This window comes from Pseudomonas sp. WT-JTC (assembly GCF_056711565.1).
Genome location: NZ_CM160042.1, coordinates 5,099,037 through 5,118,141, shown reverse-complemented (window position 1 = coordinate 5,118,141; position 19,105 = coordinate 5,099,037). Strand labels below are relative to the sequence as shown.

18 protein-coding genes are annotated in these 19,105 nt (G+C 60.7%); 12 read left to right on the top strand and 6 right to left on the bottom strand.

What is annotated here, in order from left to right:
• The first annotated feature begins 1 nt into the window (after position 1).
• From relA to AC06G5_RS23170, 3 genes are all read left to right on the top strand, one after another.
• The gene (gene relA / locus AC06G5_RS23180; protein WP_008016525.1) at positions 2-2,245 is read left to right on the top strand and encodes a GTP diphosphokinase; all 2,244 of its coding nucleotides are present in this window, start codon (positions 2-4) and stop codon (positions 2,243-2,245) included.
• Between the two features lie 126 nt (positions 2,246-2,371).
• A complete protein-coding gene (mazG, locus tag AC06G5_RS23175) occupies positions 2,372-3,205 on the top strand; it encodes a nucleoside triphosphate pyrophosphohydrolase (protein ID WP_413427749.1) in 834 nt (277 codons plus the stop codon).
• Between the two features lie 28 nt (positions 3,206-3,233).
• Positions 3,234-3,776: a DUF2058 domain-containing protein gene (locus tag AC06G5_RS23170; RefSeq protein ID WP_137805339.1), complete on the top strand. Its 543-nt coding sequence runs from the start codon at positions 3,234-3,236 to the stop codon at positions 3,774-3,776.
• A 71-nt stretch (positions 3,777-3,847) separates the two neighbouring features.
• Here AC06G5_RS23170 and AC06G5_RS23165 read toward each other — a convergent pair whose 3' ends face one another.
• The 6 genes from AC06G5_RS23165 to AC06G5_RS23140 form a co-directional block, all read right to left on the bottom strand.
• On the bottom strand, positions 3,848-4,036 hold the full coding sequence (locus tag AC06G5_RS23165; protein ID WP_413704185.1) for a hypothetical protein: 189 nt from the start codon (positions 4,034-4,036) through the stop codon (positions 3,848-3,850).
• A 404-nt stretch (positions 4,037-4,440) separates the two neighbouring features.
• Positions 4,441-5,661 (bottom strand): beta-ketoacyl-ACP synthase I, encoded by a 1,221-nt coding sequence (gene fabB, locus AC06G5_RS23160; protein WP_008016529.1) that lies wholly within the window; start codon positions 5,659-5,661, stop codon positions 4,441-4,443.
• Positions 5,662-5,672: 11 nt separating this feature from the next.
• Positions 5,673-6,188, bottom strand: a complete 516-nt coding sequence (fabA, locus tag AC06G5_RS23155; protein ID WP_003179264.1) for a 3-hydroxyacyl-[acyl-carrier-protein] dehydratase FabA — start codon at positions 6,186-6,188, stop codon at positions 5,673-5,675.
• 247 nt (positions 6,189-6,435) lie between these two features.
• A complete protein-coding gene (locus tag AC06G5_RS23150; protein WP_413427750.1) occupies positions 6,436-8,337 on the bottom strand; it encodes an ATP-binding protein in 1,902 nt (633 codons plus the stop codon).
• A complete protein-coding gene (locus tag AC06G5_RS23145; protein ID WP_413427751.1) occupies positions 8,334-9,266 on the bottom strand; it encodes an ABC transporter substrate-binding protein in 933 nt (310 codons plus the stop codon). The genes AC06G5_RS23150 and AC06G5_RS23145 overlap by 4 nt, the downstream gene beginning before the upstream one ends.
• A 1-nt stretch (position 9,267) precedes the next feature.
• Complete coding sequence (locus AC06G5_RS23140; RefSeq protein WP_480458386.1) at positions 9,268-11,391, bottom strand: TonB-dependent receptor plug domain-containing protein; 2,124 nt, start codon at positions 11,389-11,391, stop codon at positions 9,268-9,270.
• Between the two features lie 195 nt (positions 11,392-11,586).
• Here AC06G5_RS23140 and AC06G5_RS23135 point away from each other — a divergent pair, with 195 nt between their 5' ends.
• The 9 genes from AC06G5_RS23135 to AC06G5_RS23095 all read left to right on the top strand — a co-directional run bounded on the left by AC06G5_RS23135 (position 11,587) and on the right by AC06G5_RS23095 (position 19,079).
• Positions 11,587-12,612, top strand: coding sequence for an NAD(P)H-dependent glycerol-3-phosphate dehydrogenase (locus tag AC06G5_RS23135; protein ID WP_413427753.1), 1,026 nt, complete (start codon positions 11,587-11,589; stop codon positions 12,610-12,612).
• A 31-nt stretch (positions 12,613-12,643) separates the two neighbouring features.
• Entirely contained in the window at positions 12,644-12,991 is a 348-nt protein-coding gene (locus AC06G5_RS23130; RefSeq protein ID WP_413427754.1) for a DUF4389 domain-containing protein, read from the top strand.
• Entirely contained in the window at positions 12,988-13,443 is a 456-nt protein-coding gene (gene sixA, locus AC06G5_RS23125; protein WP_111281595.1) for a phosphohistidine phosphatase SixA, read from the top strand. Before AC06G5_RS23130 ends, sixA begins: the two co-directional genes overlap by 4 nt.
• A gap of 196 nt (positions 13,444-13,639) precedes the next feature.
• Positions 13,640-15,307, top strand: coding sequence for an AMP-binding protein (locus AC06G5_RS23120; RefSeq protein ID WP_413428225.1), 1,668 nt, complete (start codon positions 13,640-13,642; stop codon positions 15,305-15,307).
• A gap of 32 nt (positions 15,308-15,339) precedes the next feature.
• Positions 15,340-15,783: a hotdog fold thioesterase gene (locus tag AC06G5_RS23115; protein WP_413428226.1), complete on the top strand. Its 444-nt coding sequence runs from the start codon at positions 15,340-15,342 to the stop codon at positions 15,781-15,783.
• Between the two features lie 113 nt (positions 15,784-15,896).
• Positions 15,897-16,703 (top strand): alpha/beta fold hydrolase, encoded by an 807-nt coding sequence (locus AC06G5_RS23110; protein ID WP_413428227.1) that lies wholly within the window; start codon positions 15,897-15,899, stop codon positions 16,701-16,703.
• Positions 16,700-17,554: an alpha/beta hydrolase gene (locus AC06G5_RS23105; RefSeq protein WP_413428228.1), complete on the top strand. Its 855-nt coding sequence runs from the start codon at positions 16,700-16,702 to the stop codon at positions 17,552-17,554. Before AC06G5_RS23110 ends, AC06G5_RS23105 begins: the two co-directional genes overlap by 4 nt.
• Positions 17,555-17,604: 50 nt before the next feature.
• Positions 17,605-18,264 (top strand): glutathione S-transferase family protein, encoded by a 660-nt coding sequence (locus AC06G5_RS23100; protein WP_480458384.1) that lies wholly within the window; start codon positions 17,605-17,607, stop codon positions 18,262-18,264.
• A gap of 8 nt (positions 18,265-18,272) precedes the next feature.
• A complete protein-coding gene (locus tag AC06G5_RS23095; protein ID WP_480458383.1) occupies positions 18,273-19,079 on the top strand; it encodes a DUF4892 domain-containing protein in 807 nt (268 codons plus the stop codon).
• Positions 19,080-19,105: the final 26 nt, after the last annotated feature.

Below are 19,105 nucleotides of genomic sequence, written 5' to 3'. Positions count from 1 at the left end.
GATGGTACAGGTGAGAGCACACCAGCCGATCAACACCGACGGCAGTATCAATCTCGAGGCTTGGCTCGATCACGCGGTGAGTGTCGATCTGGCACTGGATCGCGAAGCCTTGAAGGAGGCCTGCGAGTACGCTCGCGAGGCCGAACAACAAGCCAATGCGGCACAGAATCTGTGGTCGGAAGGTAACTCGACTTTCCGTACCGGCCTCGAGATCGCCGAGATCCTCGCCGATCTCAAACTCGATCAGGATTCACTGGTCGCCGCGATCCTGTATCGAGGCGTGCGCGAAGGCCAGATCAAGTTGCCGGCGGTCAGCCAGCGCTTTGGTCCGGTGGTGGCCAAACTCATCGACGGCGTGCAGCGCATGGCCGCGATCAGCGACAGCCTGAGCCCGCGCAAATCTCTGGTGCTGGGCACCCAGGGCCAGGTTGAAAACCTGCGCAAGATGCTGGTGGCCATGGTCGACGACGTTCGCGTCGCCCTGATCAAGCTGGCCGAACGCACTTGCGCAATCCGTGCGGTGAAAACCGCCGACGACGAAAAGCGCAACCGCGTGGCCCGCGAAGTCTTCGACATCTACGCGCCACTGGCCCATCGCCTGGGTATTGGTCATATCAAGTGGGAGCTGGAGGACTTGTCCTTCCGTTACCTGGAGCCGGACCAGTACAAGCAGATCGCCAAGTTGCTGCATGAGCGGCGACTGGATCGCGAGCGCTTCATCAGCGACGTGATGAGCCAGCTGAAAAACGAATTGCAGGCTACCGGCGTCGATGCCGACATCAGCGGCCGGGCCAAACACATCTATTCGATCTGGCGCAAAATGCAGCGCAAGGGTCTGGAGTTCAGCCAGATCTACGACGTGCGTGCCGTTCGTGTGCTGGTGCCGGAAATGCGCGATTGCTACACCGCGCTCGGCATCGTCCACACCCTGTGGCGACACATCCCGAAAGAGTTCGACGACTACATCGCCAACCCCAAGGAAAACGGCTATCGCTCGCTGCACACGGCGGTGATCGGGCCCGAGGGCAAGGTGCTGGAAGTGCAGATCCGCACTCACTCGATGCATGAGGAAGCCGAACTCGGCGTGTGCGCGCACTGGCGCTACAAGGGCACCGACGTCAAGTCCGGTTCCAATCACTACGAGGAGAAAATCTCCTGGCTGCGTCAGGTGCTCGAGTGGCATGAGGAGTTGGGCGACATCGGTGGCCTGGCGGAACAGCTGCGGGTCGATATCGAGCCCGACCGGGTCTACATCTTCACCCCGGACGGTCACGCCATCGACTTGCCGAAGGGCGCGACGCCGCTGGACTTCGCCTACCGCGTACACACCGAAATCGGTCATAACTGCCGCGGCGCCAAGATCAACGGGCGTATCGTACCGCTCAACTACAGCCTGCAAACCGGTGAACAGGTCGAGATCATCACCAGCAAGCACGGCACCCCGAGCCGCGACTGGCTGAACCCGAACCTGGGCTACGTCACCACGTCGCGGGCACGGGCGAAGATCGTTCACTGGTTCAAGTTGCAGGCTCGTGACCAGAACGTCGCGGCCGGTAAAACGCTGCTTGAGCGCGAACTCAATCGCCTCGGTCTGCCCGCGGTAGATTTCGACAAGCTGGCCGACAAGGCCAACATGAAAACCGCCGAGGACCTGTTCGCTGCCCTCGGTGCCGGCGATTTGCGCCTGGCGCAACTGGTCAACCTGGCGCAGCAACTGGTCGAGCCGGAGCGCGGCAACGAACAGCTGGAACTGATTCCGCGCAAGGCCACCGGTTACAAGCCGGGCAAGCGCGGCGATATCCAGATTCAGGGCGTTGGCAACCTGATGACCCAGATGGCCGGTTGCTGCCAGCCATTGCCGGGCGATGCAATCGTCGGCTACATCACCCAGGGCCGCGGCGTGAGCATTCACCGCCAGGACTGCGCCTCGGTGCTGCAACTGGCCGGGCGCGAGCCGGAGCGAATCATCCAGGTCAGCTGGGGGCCGGTACCGGTGCTCACCTATCCGGTGGATATCATCATCCGCGCCTACGACCGTTCCGGTCTGCTGCGTGACGTCTCGCAGGTGCTGCTCAACGAGCGGATCAACGTGCTGGCGGTCAACACCCGCTCGAACAAGGAGGACAACACCGCGTTGATGTCCCTGACCATCGAGATTCCGGGGCTGGATGCATTGGGGCGGTTGCTGGGGCGGATTTCGCAGTTGCCGAACATCATCGAAACCCGGCGCAACCGGACACCATAAGACATGTAGGAGCGAGCTCGCTCGCGATGGACGTCAACGATGACGCGTGCAATCAGGTTAAACGCGCCGTCCTCAGGTTCTTCGCGAGCAAGCTCGCTCCTACAGAGAGCGGGCAGAGATTGATCGATGTATAGCCTTGAAGATTTGTTACACCTGATGAGCCGCCTGCGCGACCCGCAGTACGGTTGCCCATGGGACATCAAGCAAACCTGGGCCACCATCGTCCCGCATACCCTTGAAGAAGCCTACGAAGTCGCCGACGCCATCGAACGCGGCGACTTCGATCACGTGCAGGGTGAGCTGGGTGATCTGTTGTTCCAGGTGGTGTATTACAGCCAGTTGGCCCGGGAGGAGGGGCGCTTCGAGTTCGCCGGCGTGATCGACAGCATCACCCGCAAGCTGATCCGCCGTCATCCACACGTGTTCCCCACTGGTGACCTGTATGCACCGCTGGATGTCCCGCGTCTGAGCGAGGAACAGGTCAAGCAGCGCTGGGAAGAGATAAAGGCCGAAGAGCGCGCGGAGAAATCTTCGGCACCCGAACAGTTGTCGTTGCTCGATGATGTCCCCGCTGCATTACCGGCGCTGTCCCGCTCGGCCAAATTGCAGAAGCGCGCAGGGCAGGTCGGCTTCGACTGGCCGGACGCCTTGCCGGTGCTCGATAAAGTGCGTGAGGAGCTCGATGAAGTCCTCGAAGCCATGTCGGAAAACGATCCCGAAGCCGTGGCCGACGAGATCGGCGACCTGCTGTTTTCAGTGGTCAATCTGGCGCGGCATCTCAAGGTCGATCCGGAAACTGCGCTGCGTGGCGCCAACGGCAAGTTTGAACGACGCTTCCGTTTTATCGAACAGGCATTGCGCGATACCCGTCGTCCCATGGAAGATTGCACCCTCGAAGAGTTGGACGCCTTGTGGGGCGAAGCCAAACGTCAGGAAAAGAATTTGCCCAACTGCGGTTGAGCAGTGGCCTAAGTGAGTAATAAGCACCATGAGCATTTCCCTTCGCGACCAGTTGCTCAAAGCAGGGCTGGTCAACCAGAAGCAGGCCAAGCAGGTCAGCAAAGACAAGCAGAAGCAACAGCGCCTGGCCCACAAGGGGCAAATCGAGCTGGATGATTCCCAGCAGCGCGCGGCACAGGAAGCCATGGCCGAGAAGGTCAAGCGCGACCAGGAACTCAACCGCCAGCAGCAGGAAAAAGCCGAGGCCAAGGCCCGTGCCGCGCAGGTCAAGCAATTGATCGAAGCCACGCGTCTGCCGAAGTTGACGACCGAGGACTACTACAACTTCGTCGACGACAAGAAGGTCAAGCGCCTCTCGGTCAACACCCTGATGCGCAACAAGCTCAGCAACGGTTCGCTGGCTATCGTGCATCACGCTGGTGGCTACGAAGTGATTCCGCGTGAAGCGGCACTGAAGATCCAGGAGCGCGATCCGCAGCGCATCGTGCAGATGAACGTGAAGACCGAAGAGGTCAGCACCGAGGACGATCCGTACGCGGCCTATCAGATTCCTGATGACCTGATGTGGTAAGCCGTTAGCCGCTGCAACAACGACAAACCCCGCTCATGGCGGGGTTTGTCGTTTTCAATGCTGTGACAGGTTCAGGCGGATCGTAAATCCCGATGCTGTTCTTGCAGTTCCAGTTCGGCCTTGTAGTTGTGGGCGTCGATTTCGTTGTGGAACATGCCGACCAGCAAGTCTTGTTGATGCACGTCCCAGATCCGTACACCGGCGGCTACGCCTTCATGGGACATGTGTGAATCGTCGCGTTCAGTTACTTTAACAGTCATCTGCTAGCTCCAAATCTCAAGTTATCTGCAGCAAGGCGTGTGCAGGACTCTGTTATAGATTTTGTTAGCCTGCTAAGTAAATGGTCGAGATTGGAAAGGGTTTTTTACAAAAATGGAAACAGTCCTGCAGCCCGCGTAATCCGCGACATTCGGTCGCGGGCTGTTGAGTTTCATGACAAAAGCTTCATGTTCGCGACGATGAAAACTGCGGGCTGAACGCAAAACCTGTGGGAGCGGGCTTGCTCGCGAATTCGGTCCGGCATTCACCACCTGTGTCGACTGAAACACCGCATTCGCGAGCAAGCCCGCTCCCACATGTATCGCATGTGCTGTCCCATTTTCAGAGTGCAAAAAAACGCCCCGAACCAGTCGGGGCGTTTTTTGTGCGGCTCAGCAGCGGGAAATTACTTGCCTTCCCAGCGCTTCAGTACCAGCGTGGCGTTGGTGCCACCGAAACCGAAGCTGTTGCTCATCACGGTGTTGATGGTGGCGTTTTCGCGGGTCTTGGTCAGCACCGGCAGGTCGGCCACTTCAGGGTCCAGCTCGTCGATGTTGGCGGAACCGGCAATGAAGTTGCCTTCCATCATCAGCATGCAGTAGATCGCTTCGTGAACGCCGGCGGCGCCCAGGGAGTGACCCGACAGGCTCTTGGTGGAGCTGATGGCCGGAGCCTTGTCGCCAAACACTTCACGCACACCTTTCATTTCCGCGACGTCGCCGACCGGGGTCGAAGTGCCGTGGGTGTTCAGGTAGTCGATCGGGGTGTCGACGGTGGACAGCGCCTGCTGCATGCAGCGGATCGCGCCTTCGCCGCTCGGGGCAACCATGTCGTAGCCGTCGGAAGTCGCGCCGTAGCCAACGATTTCCGCGTAGATCTTCGCACCACGGGCCAGGGCGTGTTCCAGCTCTTCAACCACGACCATGCCGCCACCGCCGGCGATGACGAAACCGTCACGGTCGGCGTCATAGGCACGGGAGGCCTTTTCCGGAGTGTCGTTGCGCTTGCTGGACAGGGCGCCCATGGCGTCGAACAGGAACGACTGGCTCCAGTGCTCTTCTTCACCGCCACCGGCGAAGACGATGTCCTGCTTGCCCATCTGGATCTGTTCCATGGCAGTACCGATGCAGTGAGCACTGGTGGCGCAGGCAGAAGCGATGGAGTAGTTCAGGCCCTTGATCTTGAACGGAGTGGCCAGGCAAGCGGAAACGGTGCTGCTCATGGTCCGCGTTACGCGGTATGGGCCGACGCGCTTGACGCCTTTCTCGCGCAGGATGTCCAGTGCTTCCATCTGGTTCAGGGTCGATGCGCCACCGGAGCCGGCGATCAGGCCGGTACGCGGGTTGGACACCTGCTCTTCGGTCAGGCCCGAGTCGGCGATGGCGTCTTTCATGGCCAGGTAGGCATAAGCTGCCGCGTGGCCGACGAAGCGATAGATCTTGCGATCGATCAGCTCTTCAAGGTTGAGGTCAATGGAGCCGGAAACCTGGCTACGCAGACCCATTTCGGCATATTCCGGGTTGAACCGGATGCCAGGGCGGCTTGCACGCAGGTTAGCGGAGACGGTCTCTTTGTCATTGCCCAGGCAAGAAACGATGCCCAGACCAGTGATAACGACGCGGCGCATGCGGATAACCCTTAGAAGTTGTCAGTGGAGGTGAACACGCCGACCCGGAGGCCTTCGGCGGTGTAGATTTCGCGCCCGTCGACAGTGACCGAACCGTCGGCGATGGCCAGGTTCAGCTTGCCCTTGAGGACGCGCTTGATATGAATGTTATAGGTGACTTTCTTGGCGGTCGGCAGGACCTGGCCGAAGAATTTCACTTCGCCCGAACCCAGCGCACGGCCACGGCCCGGCAGGCCTTGCCAGCCCAGGAAGAAGCCGACCAGTTGCCACATGGCGTCGAGGCCCAGGCAGCCCGGCATCACCGGATCGCCTTCGAAGTGGCAGGCGAAGAACCACAGGTCCGGAGTGATATCCAGCTCGGCGACCAATTCACCTTTGCCGTACTTGCCACCTTCTTCGCTGATCAGGGTGATGCGGTCAACCATCAGCATGTTCGGGGCGGGCAGTTGCGCGTTACCTGGGCCGAACAGCTCACCGCGACTGCAGCGCAGCAGGTCTTCCCGGGTAAAGGCGTTTTGTTTGGTCATGCGAGCTCCTCAATAGTCCCATGCGGCAGGTGGGGCAAATCTTCCCGGCCGATCGAAGCGTTCATGCCTCGAACCGGCAGCCTACTCATAGACTATTGCGTTGTGGTGAAAGTCACAGCAACAAGGACATGAATGTACACTTGTGCACTGAAATTATTATTCAAGCCCCTTTTCGGGCCTGTCGAGGTGCCTAAGACTGCCGCACTTTCGCCTTTCACGCCAGTCGCAGATGGTCGAAAGGCCTGTACTACTGCACCCAACGTTGCAGAATTTGCTGCAGATCATTCCGTTTGAAGGGTTTGGCCAGGTAATCGTTCATTCCCGCCGACAGGCACGCTTCGCGATCGCCCTGCAAGGCATTGGCGGTCAGGGCAATGATCGGCAGGTCGGTGCAACCGGGCAACTGGCGGATCTGCCGGGTGGCTTCATAGCCATCGATGACCGGCAAGCGGCAATCCATCAGGATCGCTTCGAAAATCAGGCTCTCGGCACTGCGTACCGCCTGCGCGCCGTCGGTCGCGACACTGACCTTGAAGCCCAGGCTGCGCAACATGGCTTCGATGACCGTCTGGTTGACCGGGTTGTCTTCGACCAGCAGCACATTGCGCCCTTCGCCGTCGCTGTTGCCGGTTTGCGCGCGTGGGGCCAACGGCGGCTGTGTCTGCTTGTGCAGTGCCAGGGGGATTTCCAGGGTGAACACCGAGCCGCGGCCTTCCTCACTCTGCGCGCGCAAGGTACCGCCCATGCGCTCGGCGAGCGTGCGGGCGATCGGCAGGCCCAGCCCGGTGCCACCGTAGCGCCTTGAAATGGAGCTGTCGGCCTGCTGGAAAGCGTTGAACATCAACTCCAGGCTTTGCGCCGGGATGCCGATGCCGCTGTCGCGCACTGTGCAGGTGAACCACAGCAACTCGTGATCCAGCGACTGCCACTGAGCCGCGATGGTGACACGGCCCTGCTCGGTGAACTTCAGCGCATTGCCGACCAGGTTGACCAATATCTGCCGGATACGCGTCGGGTCGCCCTTGACCTGCAAGCCGCGCATGTCGTCGGGGATCATCAGTTGCAAGTCGAGACCGCGCTGCGCGGCGCTGTGCTGGAACGACTGGGCGCAACTGCCGATCAGGTCGACGAGGTTGAACGGAATATGCTCCAGTTCCAGTTCCGAACGTTCGATCCGCGAAAAATCCAGGATGTCGTTGATGACCTTGAGCAAGTGCTCGGTAGATTCCGAGGCCAGCGCCGCGTACTCCACCTGTTCCTCGGTCATGTCGGTGGTTTCCAGCAACTGCAGCATGCCCAGTACGCCATTCATTGGCGTGCGCAGTTCATGGCTCATCATGGCGAGGAAGTCGGATTTGGCGTTGTTGGCCTTTTCCGCCTCTTCGCGGGTCTGGATCAACTGCGCCATGGCCTGGTGTTGTTCGCGGCTGGCCTGCTCGAGACCGCTGGCGAGGTTGTTGATGTGTTGCGACAGCGCCCCCAGCTCGGTGTCATCGACAATCGGCAGCGGTTTTTTGTAGTCGCCGTCCTGGATTGCCTTGACCGCATTGCCGATGTCACGGATCGGTCGCGACAGGCTGCCCGCCAGACGCCGGGCCACGAGGAAGGTAAAGAGCAGGGCAAACAGCGCCAGGATGGCGGCCTTGAGCACGATTTCCTGCTGACGCCGGCTGAAGGCATCGTTGGACAGCCCGACGATCACCCGGCCAAGATAGTCTTCGGCGGGGGCCGCACTGGCGGTTTTGCTGCTCTGAAAAAAATCATTGTGCAAGGCGATTCGCTGCAGCCGTATCGGTGCCTGGAACACTTCGAGCTGCTGCGCGCGATTGTGGTGTTCACTCGGTTGTTCGACGTACACCAGAACCCGGTTTGTACTGTCCTGGATTTCCAGAAAGCTTACGTTGGGCGTGGCCAGTGTCGCCTTGAGCAAGGTTTCAAGTACTTCGATGTTGCCCGAAATCACGCCGTATTCGGTGGCCGGGGCCAGTTGATTGGCGATCAGCTGGCCAGTGTGGGTAATTTCCTGACGCAAATCCTGGATGCGCACGAACGTGAAAAAACTGATCAGCAACAAGGTCAGCAGCAGGGCAGGGCCAAGGCTGATGAGTTGGGTGCGAGTGTTGATGTCCCAGCGGCGGCGCAAGCTCATGGACGGCGTTCTCCTTCAGCCAGCAACGTGGCGACAGACGCTTCGTTTATCTGTTCGATACCCAGCGAACGCGCCACCTGCGGATTACTCGCGACCTTGAATCGATCGGGGTAGTGCGTGCGCGGCCAGGTGGCCGGTGGCCGGTCGAGCAATTCGTTGATGATCGCCAGCCAATCGCTCTGATCGCTGTAAGTGCTGGCCAGACTCCCGGCCTTGACGAATCCGGCGTTGGGTCCGATCAGCGCCACTTGCTGCGAGTAGCTGCTCAGCAGCAGGTTCTTGGCGGTTTGCGGGTTGTACAGGTCGGCGTCGTCCAGGCCCAGCAACACGTCGCTGTTTTTCAGCAAGGCCTGTAGCGGGCGACTGTCGTGAATGTTGTCCCAGCGCTGGGTGACCACCTCAAGGCCCAAGGGGAGGGCGGCCTGACGCAACTCATTCAACAGGAATTCACTGTGGTTGTCGTAGAGCACGCCGATGCGTTTGGCTTGCGGCAACAGGGTGCGTGTCAAGCGCAACTGGCGGTCCAGCGGTGGATCGCTCCATAGCAGGGAAAGGCGCGCAGGCAGCATGTTGTTCAAACGTTGCCGGGCTTGCAGGCGGCTGATACGCAACACCAGTGTTGCCGGGCCCCGGGCGCCCTGCAGGCGCCAGTCGAGGCTGGGCAGGTCGAGCAGTATCAAGCGGGTGTTTTCCGGCAGCTTGTCAGGAACCGGCAAACTGGCCAGTGTCTGGAATCGTACGTTATCGCTCGGCCGTAATTCGCTCAGGGCCTGAGTAAACGCCCGCACACCGGGGCTGTCTTCGGCCCCCGTGAGCAAGATGTCGGCCGCGTTACTCGCCAGGCTGCCCAGCAGACCGCTTGTCAGCAGGCAAAGCATGGCCAGCAGCCGACCCAGGGTCGGCGCTCTCCACGCCGGACGACACGGCATCTTAAAGCTCCAGCTCCGCGCTGAAATACATCACGTGGCGCTGCTCATAATTGTTGTCGATGAAAGTGGTCGGCTGATTGTCCAGCCGTTGCTGGAGCACTCCGGCCAGCTCCAGGCTGGCCTTGCCCAAGGCAATACGTTTGGCGATGCGCGCATCGACCCGTTCAAAGCGGTAGCCATTGAGGGCGTCATCGCCATAGTAGAAAAGCGCACTGTTCCAGCCCCGGCCCCAATCGCGCAGCCATCCGGCTGAACCACTGTTGCTTGCAGTCTGTCTGGCATCCAGCGGGTTGCTGGTGTCGGCATCGACGTAGGCATAGGTCAGTCGCAGGCGATCGAGGCTGCCGACACGCCAGTCGAGCTGGGTATCGGCGCCGGTAAATCGCGCCTCGTTGGCATTGCTGGCGATGTACTGATTGTTGCGCAGCGGTTCACTGATCATGCCGGTGATTTCGTCGTGGAACAACTTCACGTCGACCGCCAGCCCCGGTGCGGGAAAGTAGCCGTTGTAGCCCAGTTCCCGGGACCGCATGTGCTCTTGATCGAGGTCGCCGGGGCCACGGGTCTTGACGAAATAGCGGGCGCTGGACTGGCCAAAGGCACCGGGCCTGAGGTTGGTGACCTGATAACTCCAGTTGACGTTGTTCTCGAACATGTCCGGAGAACGGACGGCCTCTGAGTACACCGCACGCAAGCCGTGGCGCGGGTTGATCAGGTAGTTGACCGCCATGCGAGGTGTCAGCGAGCTGCCGATCAAGCGGGTGTCCTCGAACATGGCTCCGCCCTGCAGCAGCCAGTGTTCGCTGGGACTCCACTCGAACTGGCCGAACGCCCGCCAGATCCTGTCATCGAGCGTGCCATTGAAGTAGGTTTCGGAGTCCGCCCGGTCGTAGCGATAGTTCATCCCGCTGACCAGCCGCAGGTTATCGGCAAGGCTCAGAGTGTCCTGCAGCTCGAGGTCGTAGCGCGATTCCCGGGTGCTCTGGTCGATGTCGCCGCAAACGGTCTGGCTCGCGCCGTTGCGCCATTGATCGAGTACCTGGTTGGCCAATGCCTGCTCGGCGGGTGTGCCGGCCGGTGCACCAGGACCGATGAAGCGCGTGATGTTGCGGGCCAGGCGTTCGGTGTAGTTCGGGTTCAATTGCCAGAGCTCGGTCAGTTGCGGGCTGAACGAAACTTCTGCGTCGCAGGCGCGCCAGGTTTGCTGACGGTCCCAGTGTTGGGCCGAACCCTGGATATAAAGGCTGTGGTCGGGATTGACGTCCAGATTCCAGCGCAATGACCCGGCGTAGTCCTTGGCGGTGACGTCGGAGTCGTTGCCCGCGCGGGTAATCCCCGGAAACACCGGCCGGTAGGTATAGGGCCGCTGGTTGGTGCCGTCTTTGCCATTCAATTGCCAATCGAGGCTTTGCCGTTCGTCGAGGCTCTGGCTGACGGCGAGGTTGAAGCGATTGAGGCGGCGACTGTCATGGTAGGCGGCGCCGGTTCGGTCGGTGTCGAAACCGTCGTCTTGCTGGCCGGACAGGGACAGGCGCAAGTCACCGTCCTCCCAGCCCATGCCCTGGCTGGCATAAAAGTCGTTGATGCCGCGCTGGCCCTGGGTGACCTTCATGCGCGTACCGTGACTGTCGGCGGGCCGCCGGGTAATGATGTTGACCACTGCCATCAGGGCATTGGCACCGTAGCTGACGGTATTCGGCCCGCGAAAGACTTCGATGCGCTCGATGTCTTCCATGGCCACCGGTATGTCACTCCAATCCACGGTGGCGAGGCCGGCGCGATACACCGAACGCCCGTCGATCAGCACTTGCATGCGTCGCGCTTGCGTCGCATTGGTGCCGTGGTAATTCACCGCCGCCTGATTGCCGTTGATGTTGCCGACCATCATCCCCGGTACCAGACGCAGCAGTTCGCTGATGTCGCGGGCGCCACTGGCGTGGATCAGGGCACTGTCGATGACCGTCATGCTTCCCGGAACGGCCGCCGGCGACTGCTTCAGGCGCGTGGCCGTGAGCACTTGCGGTAGCGGTTCGTTGTCCAGGAACAAGTCGTCGGCCAGCAATGGCGAGCTGAAAATCAGCGCCAGGACCAGAGGCGAACGCGGTGAAGGAGTACCCGGAGACACAACACATCCCTGTCAGTGATTGAAGGCGCGCATGTTAACCGAGCCGAATGACTTTTCCATTCACGATGTCTGCATTTTCCTCGGTTTTAATGGTCTTCTTCCTACGGGTGCCGGTATTTGATGTCGGGGCTGGCCGCCGATGGGCTGCCCCGTATAATGCCGACATCGCCACTGGTATGGATTAACGGATTGCATATGACTGAACAGCGCCCGATTGCGGTCCTGGGAGGCGGAAGTTTTGGAACCGCCGTGGCTAATCTGCTGGCCGAAAATGGGCATCAGGTCCTTCAGTGGATGCGAGACCCCGAACAGGCCGAGGCCATTCGGGTCAATCGCGAAAACCCGCGTTACCTCAAAGGCATCAGGATTTTGCCGGGTGTGACTGCAGTCACCGACCTGCAAGCCACCCTGGACGCCTGTGACCTGTGTTTTGTCGCACTGCCCTCCAGCGCGCTGCGCTCGGTGCTGGTGCCGTACGCTGAACGCCTGACCGGCAAATTGCTGGTGAGCCTGACCAAGGGCATCGAAGCCCACACGTTCAAGTTGATGAGCGAGATCCTCGAAGAGATCGCCCCGCAAGCGCGCATCGGCGTATTGTCCGGGCCGAACCTGGCCCGTGAAATCGCCGAACATGCACTGACCGCCACGGTGGTCGCCAGTGAAGACGAAGAACTGTGCCAGCAGGTTCAGGCCGCGCTGCACGGGCGCACCTTTCGTGTCTATGCCAGCGCCGACCGTTTCGGTGTAGAGCTGGGCGGAGCATTGAAAAACGTCTACGCGATCATCGCCGGCATGGCGGTGGCAATGGGCATGGGGGAAAATACCAAGAGCATGCTGATCACCCGGGCTCTGGCGGAAATGACCCGTTTCGCGGTGAATCAGGGCGCCAACCCGATGACCTTCCTGGGGCTGGCAGGCGTGGGCGATCTGATCGTGACCTGTTCGTCGCCCAAGAGCCGCAACTATCAGGTCGGCTTCGCCCTCGGCCAGGGCCTGAGCCTGGACGAGGCCGTCACGCGCCTGGGCGAAGTCGCCGAAGGGGTCAACACCCTCAAAGTGCTCAAGGCCAAGGCCCAGGAGGTTGGCGTGTACATGCCGCTGGTCGCCGGGTTGCACGCGATCCTGTTCGAAGGCCGCACGCTGGAGCAGGTCATCGGTCTGTTGATGCGTGGCGAGCCGAAAACCGACGTCGACTTCATTTCCACCAGTGGTTTCAACTAATCACGCTTGCCAGAAAAGCAGGGAGTTGCACATGAACGATCCAAAAGTAGAAGCCAGGTACGAATCCATCCTGCTGCGCGTGTTGTGGATGATCGTCTTCGTGCTGGTGTGGCAAGTGGCGCAGTTCATCCTCGGCGCCGTCGTGCTGGTGCAGTTGATCTATCGTTTGTTTTATGGCGCCCCGAGCGCCAGCCTGATGAATTTCGGCGACAGCCTGAGCCAGTTTCTGGCGCAGATCGGTCGTTTCGGCAGCTTTCACAGCGACCAGAAGCCTTGGCCGTTCGCCGATTGGCCGGCGCCGCGTGCGCCGGAAGGTGAAGCGCCGCATGTCGTGGCACCGGCACCGCATCCGGCTCGAGATGAGGAACCCAAGCTATGAAACTCTGGGTATTGCGTCATGGTGAAGCCGAACCACACGGTTCCAAACCCCACGATTCGGAACGGGAACTGACTGCCAACGGTCGTGAAGAAGTGCTGCGCGCCGCCGCCAACCTGGTGGGCCAGCCGCTGACAGCGATCTATGCCAGCCCTTACATGCGAGCGCAGCAGACGGCGCAACTGGTGCGCGAAACACTGGGATTCGAACCGGAAATCCGCATCGTCGAATGGCTGACTCCGGACACCGACCCGGACAAGGTCGCCGAGCAACTGGTTTCTGTCAGTGAAGCCCTGCTGGTCAGTCACAACCCGCTGGTGGGTAACTTGCTGAGCTACCTGCAACATGGCGCAGGATATCCCCCGGAGAGAGTCAGCACCGCCGGGCTGGCCGAACTCAAGGGCGATGAACTGCTGGTCGGTTCGATGACGCTCGACAGCATCAAGCACCCGTAACGTCGCTTTTCTGTGGGAGCGTGGCTTGCCCGCGAAAACATCGACTTGGTTTGCCTGATAAATCGCGGAGCCTGCATCGCGGGCAAGCCACGCTCCCACAGGGACGTCAAACCCGAAAATTTTTGAATGAAATAGTCAACCAAGCACTTGCTTGGTTGACTACGCTTGCTCCAGACCAAAAAAACAGGAGCGAGTCATGTCTGCTGCGTTTCGTTTGCCACTGGACGTTTTCTACGAGCGTGAGGCCCGTCATCCTCGCCAGCGCTTTCTGGTCCAGCCTGTTGGCGGTGGCCAGGTCGAGACGTTGACCTGGGCGGACGTCGCTCACCAGGCCCGTTGCGCAGCCCATTGGTTGCGAGCGCGAGAACTGCCGCAGGGCAGCCATATCGCCCTGATTTCGAAGAACTGTGCGCACTGGATCATTGCCGACCTGGCGATCTGGATGGCCGGGCATGTGTCGGTGCCGTTGTACCCCAACCTCACCGCCGAATCGGTTTCCCAGGTACTTGAACACTCGGAAGCGGTGCTGGCGTTCATCGGCAAGCTCGACGACTGGCCAGGCATGTCCCATGGCGTCAGCCCCAACCTGCCGACCATCAGTCTGCCCCTGCATCCGCCGGGTACGTTCGATTTCAGCTGGGCCGACCTGCAACTCAGTTCGCCGATCCAGGACGATCCCAAACCTGCCGCCGATCAACTGGCAACCATCATTTACACCTCCGGCACCACGGGCATGCCCAAAGGCGTGATGCACAGCTTCGCCACCCTGGGGTTCGCCACCACACGCGGCACTTCGTTGTTCGGCCTCAACGAGTCGGACCGACTGTTGTCCTACCTGCCGTTGTGCCACGTTGCCGAGCGGATGTTCGTCGAACTGGCGTCGATCTATACCGGCCAAACGGTGTTTTTCGCCGAGAGCCTGGATACCTTTCTCACCGACCTGCAACGTGCACGCCCGACCGCGCTGTTTGGCGTGCCGCGCATCTGGACCAAGTTCCAGATGGGGGTGTACAGCAAGATCCCGGCAAAACGCCTCGATTTCCTGCTCGGCCTGCCGATCATCGGCAAGCGGGTCGGGCATAAGGTCCTCGCCGGGTTGGGGCTCGATGCGTTGCGCATTGCGCTGTCCGGTGCTGCGCCGGTACCGCAGACCCTGTTGCTGTGGTACCGCAAACTGGGGCTGGATGTGCTGGAGGTCTACGGCATGACTGAAAGCTGCGGCTATTCCCACATTGGTGTGCCGGGCCAGAACAAACCGGGCTGGATCGGCAAGCCGTGCCCGGAAGTCGAGGTGCGGATCGCCGAGACAGGGGAGGTCATGGTGCGCAGTGGCGCGACCATGCTCGGCTATTTCAAGGAACCGGAAAAAACCGCCGACACCATTACCGAGGACGGCTTCCTGCGCACCGGCGACAAGGGCGAGGAGGATGCCGAAGGCAATCTGCGCCTGACCGGTCGTCTGAAGGAAATCTTCAAGACCAGCAAAGGCAAATACGTGGCGCCGGCACCGATTGAAAATCGTCTGGCCGTGCATTCGCGCATCGAACAGGTCTGCGTGGTGGGCGATGGCTTGAGCGCACCGCTGGGCTTGTGCGTGTTGTCGGCGGTTGGCCAGCAGGATGCCGGCGGGGCCGCGCGCGCCGGCTTGCATTCCAGCCTGGAAAAACTGCTGGAAGAGGTCAACGGTGCCCTCGACAAGCATGAGCAACTGCGACGCCTGGTGGTGGTCAAGGGCAGTTGGGCCGTGGAAAACGGCTTTCTCACCCCGACCCTGAAGATCAAGCGCAACGTGATCGAAGCGGCTTACGGTGAGCGCTTTGAAGAATGGAGCGAGCGCAGCGAAGCGGTGCTGTGGCAGGATTGATTCACGAACAAGACCAACAAGGAAACTCTGCGATGAGCCTGTGGCGCACCACCCCCAACATCGAGCAGTTGAACGCAATCCAGAAAAACACCATCGGCGAAGTGCTGGACATCCGTTTCGAGGCCTTCGACGATGAGTCCCTGACGGCAAGCATGGTCATTGACCATCGCACTCACCAGCCTTACGGCTTGCTGCATGGCGGCGCCTCGGTGGTGTTGGCCGAGTCGGTCGGTTCGATGGCCAGCTACCTGTGCATCGATGCCAGCAAGTACTATTGCGTGGGCCTGGAGATCAACGCCAACCATTTGCGCGGCCTGCGCAGCGGGCGGGTGACGGCGGTGGCCAAGCCGATCCACATCGGCCGCACCACCCATGTCTGGGACATTCGGCTGACCAGCGATGAGGGCAAGGCCAGTTGCGTGTCGCGGCTGACCATGGCGGTGGTGCCGTTGGGTGAGAATCCGCCGACGCGTTGAACTCAAGCCATGGCCTTGACCGGACTGTCATCATTCCTGGCAGTTACGGTCATTGCCGCAGGACGCGGTCTTGCGGACAATCAACGCCTGTTCTCGCTCATGGATTTGCAGGTATGTCGCAACAGATCTTTTTCGCCCACGCCAACGGTTTTCCGTCGGGAACCTACGGCAAGTTGTTTGCGGCGCTGGCACCCGAATTTCAGGTGACGCATCTGGAGCAGCACGCCCACGACCCGCGTTTCCCGGCGGACGACAACTGGTACAACCTGGTGGATGAGCTGATCCATCACCTGCAACAGCAGGCCGGGCCCGTGTGGGGCGTCGGTCATTCCTTCGGGGGCGTGCTGCATCTGCATGCAGCCTTGCGCTGCCCGGAGCTGTATCGCGGCGTGGTGATGCTCGACTCGCCAGTGCTGACCCGAGCCGATCGATGGGTGATCCGGGCGGCCAAGCGCTTCGGTTTCATCGACCGCTTGACCCCGGCCGGCCGTACCCTGGGTCGCCGTGAAGAATTCACCGACCTGGAAAGCGCCCGGAAATATTTCGCCGGTAAAACCCTGTTTCGCGGCTTCGACCCGGAGTGCTTCGATGCCTACCTGCAACATGGCTTGCAACAGGCCGGTGACAAGCTGCGCCTGCGCTTCGACCCGGCCACGGAAATCAGCATCTATCGCGGCGTGCCGCACACCAGCCCGGGCAGCACCCGACAGTTGCAAGTGCCGCTGGCGGTGGTTCGCGGACACAACAGCCGCGTGGTGATGCGTCATCACGCCAGTTCGGTGGACCGCCTGCCGTTGGGCGAGTCGCTGACCATGCCCGGCGGCCACATGTTTCCGCTGGAACGTCCCCTTGATACCGCTGAAATGCTCAAAGGCCTGTTCTACCGCTGGGACGGCCGTCGACAACAGGATTGCGCATGAACCAAATCGTCGAAGAGGTCCGCCTGAGCCTGCCGCACATCGAACTGGCAGCGCACCTGTTCGGTCCTGAGGACGGTTTGCCGGTCATTGCCCTGCATGGCTGGCTGGACAACGCCAACAGCTTTGCCCGCCTGGCGCCGAAGCTCAAAGGCCTGCGCATCATCGCCCTGGACATGGCCGGTCACGGTCATTCCGGGCATCGTCCGCCGGGAGCCGGGTACGCCATGTGGGACTATGCCCACGATGTGCTGCAAGTCGCCGAACAGCTTGGGCTGAAGAAATTTGCGTTGATGGGGCATTCGATGGGGGCCATTGCTTCGCTGATCATCGCCGGGTCGCTGCCCGAGCGGGTTACCCACCTGGCATTGATCGACGGCATCATTCCTCCTACAGATAAAGGTGAAAACGCGGCCGAGCGCATGGGCATGGCCCTGCAAGCGCAGCTGGATCTGCGGGAAAAGCGCAAACCGGTCTATGGCACCCTCGAACGTGCCGTCGAAGCGCGCATGAAGGGCCTGGTGGCGGTCAGCCGCGAGGCCGCCGAACTGCTGGCGCAGCGTGGTCTGATGCCGGTACCGGGCGGTTATACCTGGCGCACCGACAGTCGCCTCACGCTGCCATCGCCACTGCGTCTTACCACCGAGCAGGCCATGGCCTTCGTCCAGCGGGTGAAATGTCCTGCAACACTAGTGGTCGCTGCCGACGGCATGCTCGCCAAACACCCAGAATTGCTGGAGCGTCTACCCTTTAGCCGTGAACAGCTGCCAGGCGGCCATCATTTGCACCTCAATGACGAGTCCGGCGCCGATCTTGTCGCAGACTGTTTCAATCGGTTCTTCGCCATTCCTTGACTTGCGTCGGGCAACTGTCGAGGCTGGGCGGGTTGAAATGGGAGACAACCATGATAGATCTCTACACCGCTGCGACCCCGAATGGCCACAAGGTCTCTATCGTGCTCGAGGAACTCGGCCTGCCCTACACGGTGCATGCCTTGAGTTTCGACAAAAAGGAGCAGAAGTCCGCGGACTTCCTCAAGATCAACCCCAATGGGCGGATTCCGGCGATTGTCGACCGTGCCAACGGTGATTTTGCCGTGTTCGAATCCGGCGCCATCCTGATTTACCTCGCTGAACAGACCGGCAAACTGATGCCGAGCGATCCGAAGGGACGTTCGCTGGTATTGCAGTGGCTGATGTTCCAGATGGGTGGCATCGGCCCGATGCAGGGCCAGGCCAACGTGTTCTTCCGCTACTTTCCGGAAAGACTCCAGGGCGCCATCGACCGCTATCAGCATGAAACCCGTCGCCTCTACGAAGTGCTCGACACGCGTTTGCAAAGCGTGGAGTTCCTTGCCGGCGAGTACAGCATTGCCGACATCGCCACCTTTCCGTGGGTGCGCGGTTACGAATGGTCGGGTGTCTCGGTGGAGGGCTTGACTGCGTTGCAACGCTGGATGGCAACCATGGAGGCCCGGCCGGCGGTGCAGCGTGGTCTGCAGGTACCGCAACGCGCCGATGAAGCCAGTGTCATCAAGGGTGCCCAGGCCATGCTGATCCGATGAGTCTATCCATGCGTTCATTCAGTTTGCTGGTGCTGTGCAGTTTCAGTCCCTTGTTGTTCGCCACCGATGTACCGGGCAGTCAGGACCTCCCGATAGTGCCGCGCATGGTCGACGCCCATATTGTCGACTATCGTCCCGCCGCCGAACTGGAGCGGATCTACCCATTGGGTTCGATCCGCAAAATCAGTGGCCAGTTACGTTTCGACGGTCAGGTCAGTGCCCGCGGCAAGGTCACTTCGGTGACCTACGAGTTACCTGCCGAGCATTCATCGAACGATGCGTTCACCGCTGCCCGCGAGGCTTTGCAAAAACAGGACGCCGGGTTGCTTTTCTGGTGCCAGGCGCGCGATTGCGGTGAAAGCAGCCTCTGGGCCAACCAGGTCTTTGGCAACGCCAAGCTGTATGGCGCCGACGATCAACAAGCCTATTTGTTGCTGCGACTTGCTGCTCCACGGGACAACACGCTCGTCGCGCTGTACAGCATCACCCGCGGTAATCGCAAAGCCTACCTGCATGTCGAGCAGTTCGACGCTTCGGCGCCGCTGGGCGAGCTGTTGCCGACCTCCGCGACCTTGCTGCGTGAACTCAAGAGTACCGGCGAGCTCGATTTTGCCACATTGAACAGCGCACCTGACGAGACCTGGCTGCGCCTGATTTCTCGCGGACTGAATCTGGACACCACCTTGCGGGTCAGTATTTCCGGAGCGAACGCCGAAGTCTGGCGTCAGGCCCTGATTGGCCAGGGCGTGCGTGCCGCGCGGATGGAAACCGGCAGTGTCGAAGGCTCTGGCCTGCACATCGAGCTATTGCGGTAGGCTGCATAGGGCGAACGTGCACGCTA

Coding starts and splice junctions, on each gene's coding strand:
- AC06G5_RS23150 (WP_413427750.1), bottom strand. CDS start 8,337: ATGAGCTTGCGCCGCCGCTGGGACATCAACACTCGCACCCAACTCATC.
- AC06G5_RS23120 (WP_413428225.1), top strand. CDS start 13,640: ATGTCTGCTGCGTTTCGTTTGCCACTGGACGTTTTCTACGAGCGTGAG.
- AC06G5_RS23135 (WP_413427753.1), top strand. CDS start 11,587: ATGACTGAACAGCGCCCGATTGCGGTCCTGGGAGGCGGAAGTTTTGGA.
- AC06G5_RS23165 (WP_413704185.1), bottom strand. CDS start 4,036: ATGACTGTTAAAGTAACTGAACGCGACGATTCACACATGTCCCATGAA.
- fabB (WP_008016529.1), bottom strand. CDS start 5,661: ATGCGCCGCGTCGTTATCACTGGTCTGGGCATCGTTTCTTGCCTGGGC.
- AC06G5_RS23130 (WP_413427754.1), top strand. CDS start 12,644: ATGAACGATCCAAAAGTAGAAGCCAGGTACGAATCCATCCTGCTGCGC.
- AC06G5_RS23115 (WP_413428226.1), top strand. CDS start 15,340: ATGAGCCTGTGGCGCACCACCCCCAACATCGAGCAGTTGAACGCAATC.
- fabA (WP_003179264.1), bottom strand. CDS start 6,188: ATGACCAAACAAAACGCCTTTACCCGGGAAGACCTGCTGCGCTGCAGT.
- AC06G5_RS23110 (WP_413428227.1), top strand. CDS start 15,897: ATGTCGCAACAGATCTTTTTCGCCCACGCCAACGGTTTTCCGTCGGGA.
- relA (WP_008016525.1), top strand. CDS start 2: ATGGTACAGGTGAGAGCACACCAGCCGATCAACACCGACGGCAGTATC.
- AC06G5_RS23170 (WP_137805339.1), top strand. CDS start 3,234: ATGAGCATTTCCCTTCGCGACCAGTTGCTCAAAGCAGGGCTGGTCAAC.
- mazG (WP_413427749.1), top strand. CDS start 2,372: ATGTATAGCCTTGAAGATTTGTTACACCTGATGAGCCGCCTGCGCGAC.
- AC06G5_RS23100 (WP_480458384.1), top strand. CDS start 17,605: ATGATAGATCTCTACACCGCTGCGACCCCGAATGGCCACAAGGTCTCT.
- sixA (WP_111281595.1), top strand. CDS start 12,988: ATGAAACTCTGGGTATTGCGTCATGGTGAAGCCGAACCACACGGTTCC.
- AC06G5_RS23095 (WP_480458383.1), top strand. CDS start 18,273: ATGCGTTCATTCAGTTTGCTGGTGCTGTGCAGTTTCAGTCCCTTGTTG.
- AC06G5_RS23105 (WP_413428228.1), top strand. CDS start 16,700: ATGAACCAAATCGTCGAAGAGGTCCGCCTGAGCCTGCCGCACATCGAA.
- AC06G5_RS23145 (WP_413427751.1), bottom strand. CDS start 9,266: ATGCCGTGTCGTCCGGCGTGGAGAGCGCCGACCCTGGGTCGGCTGCTG.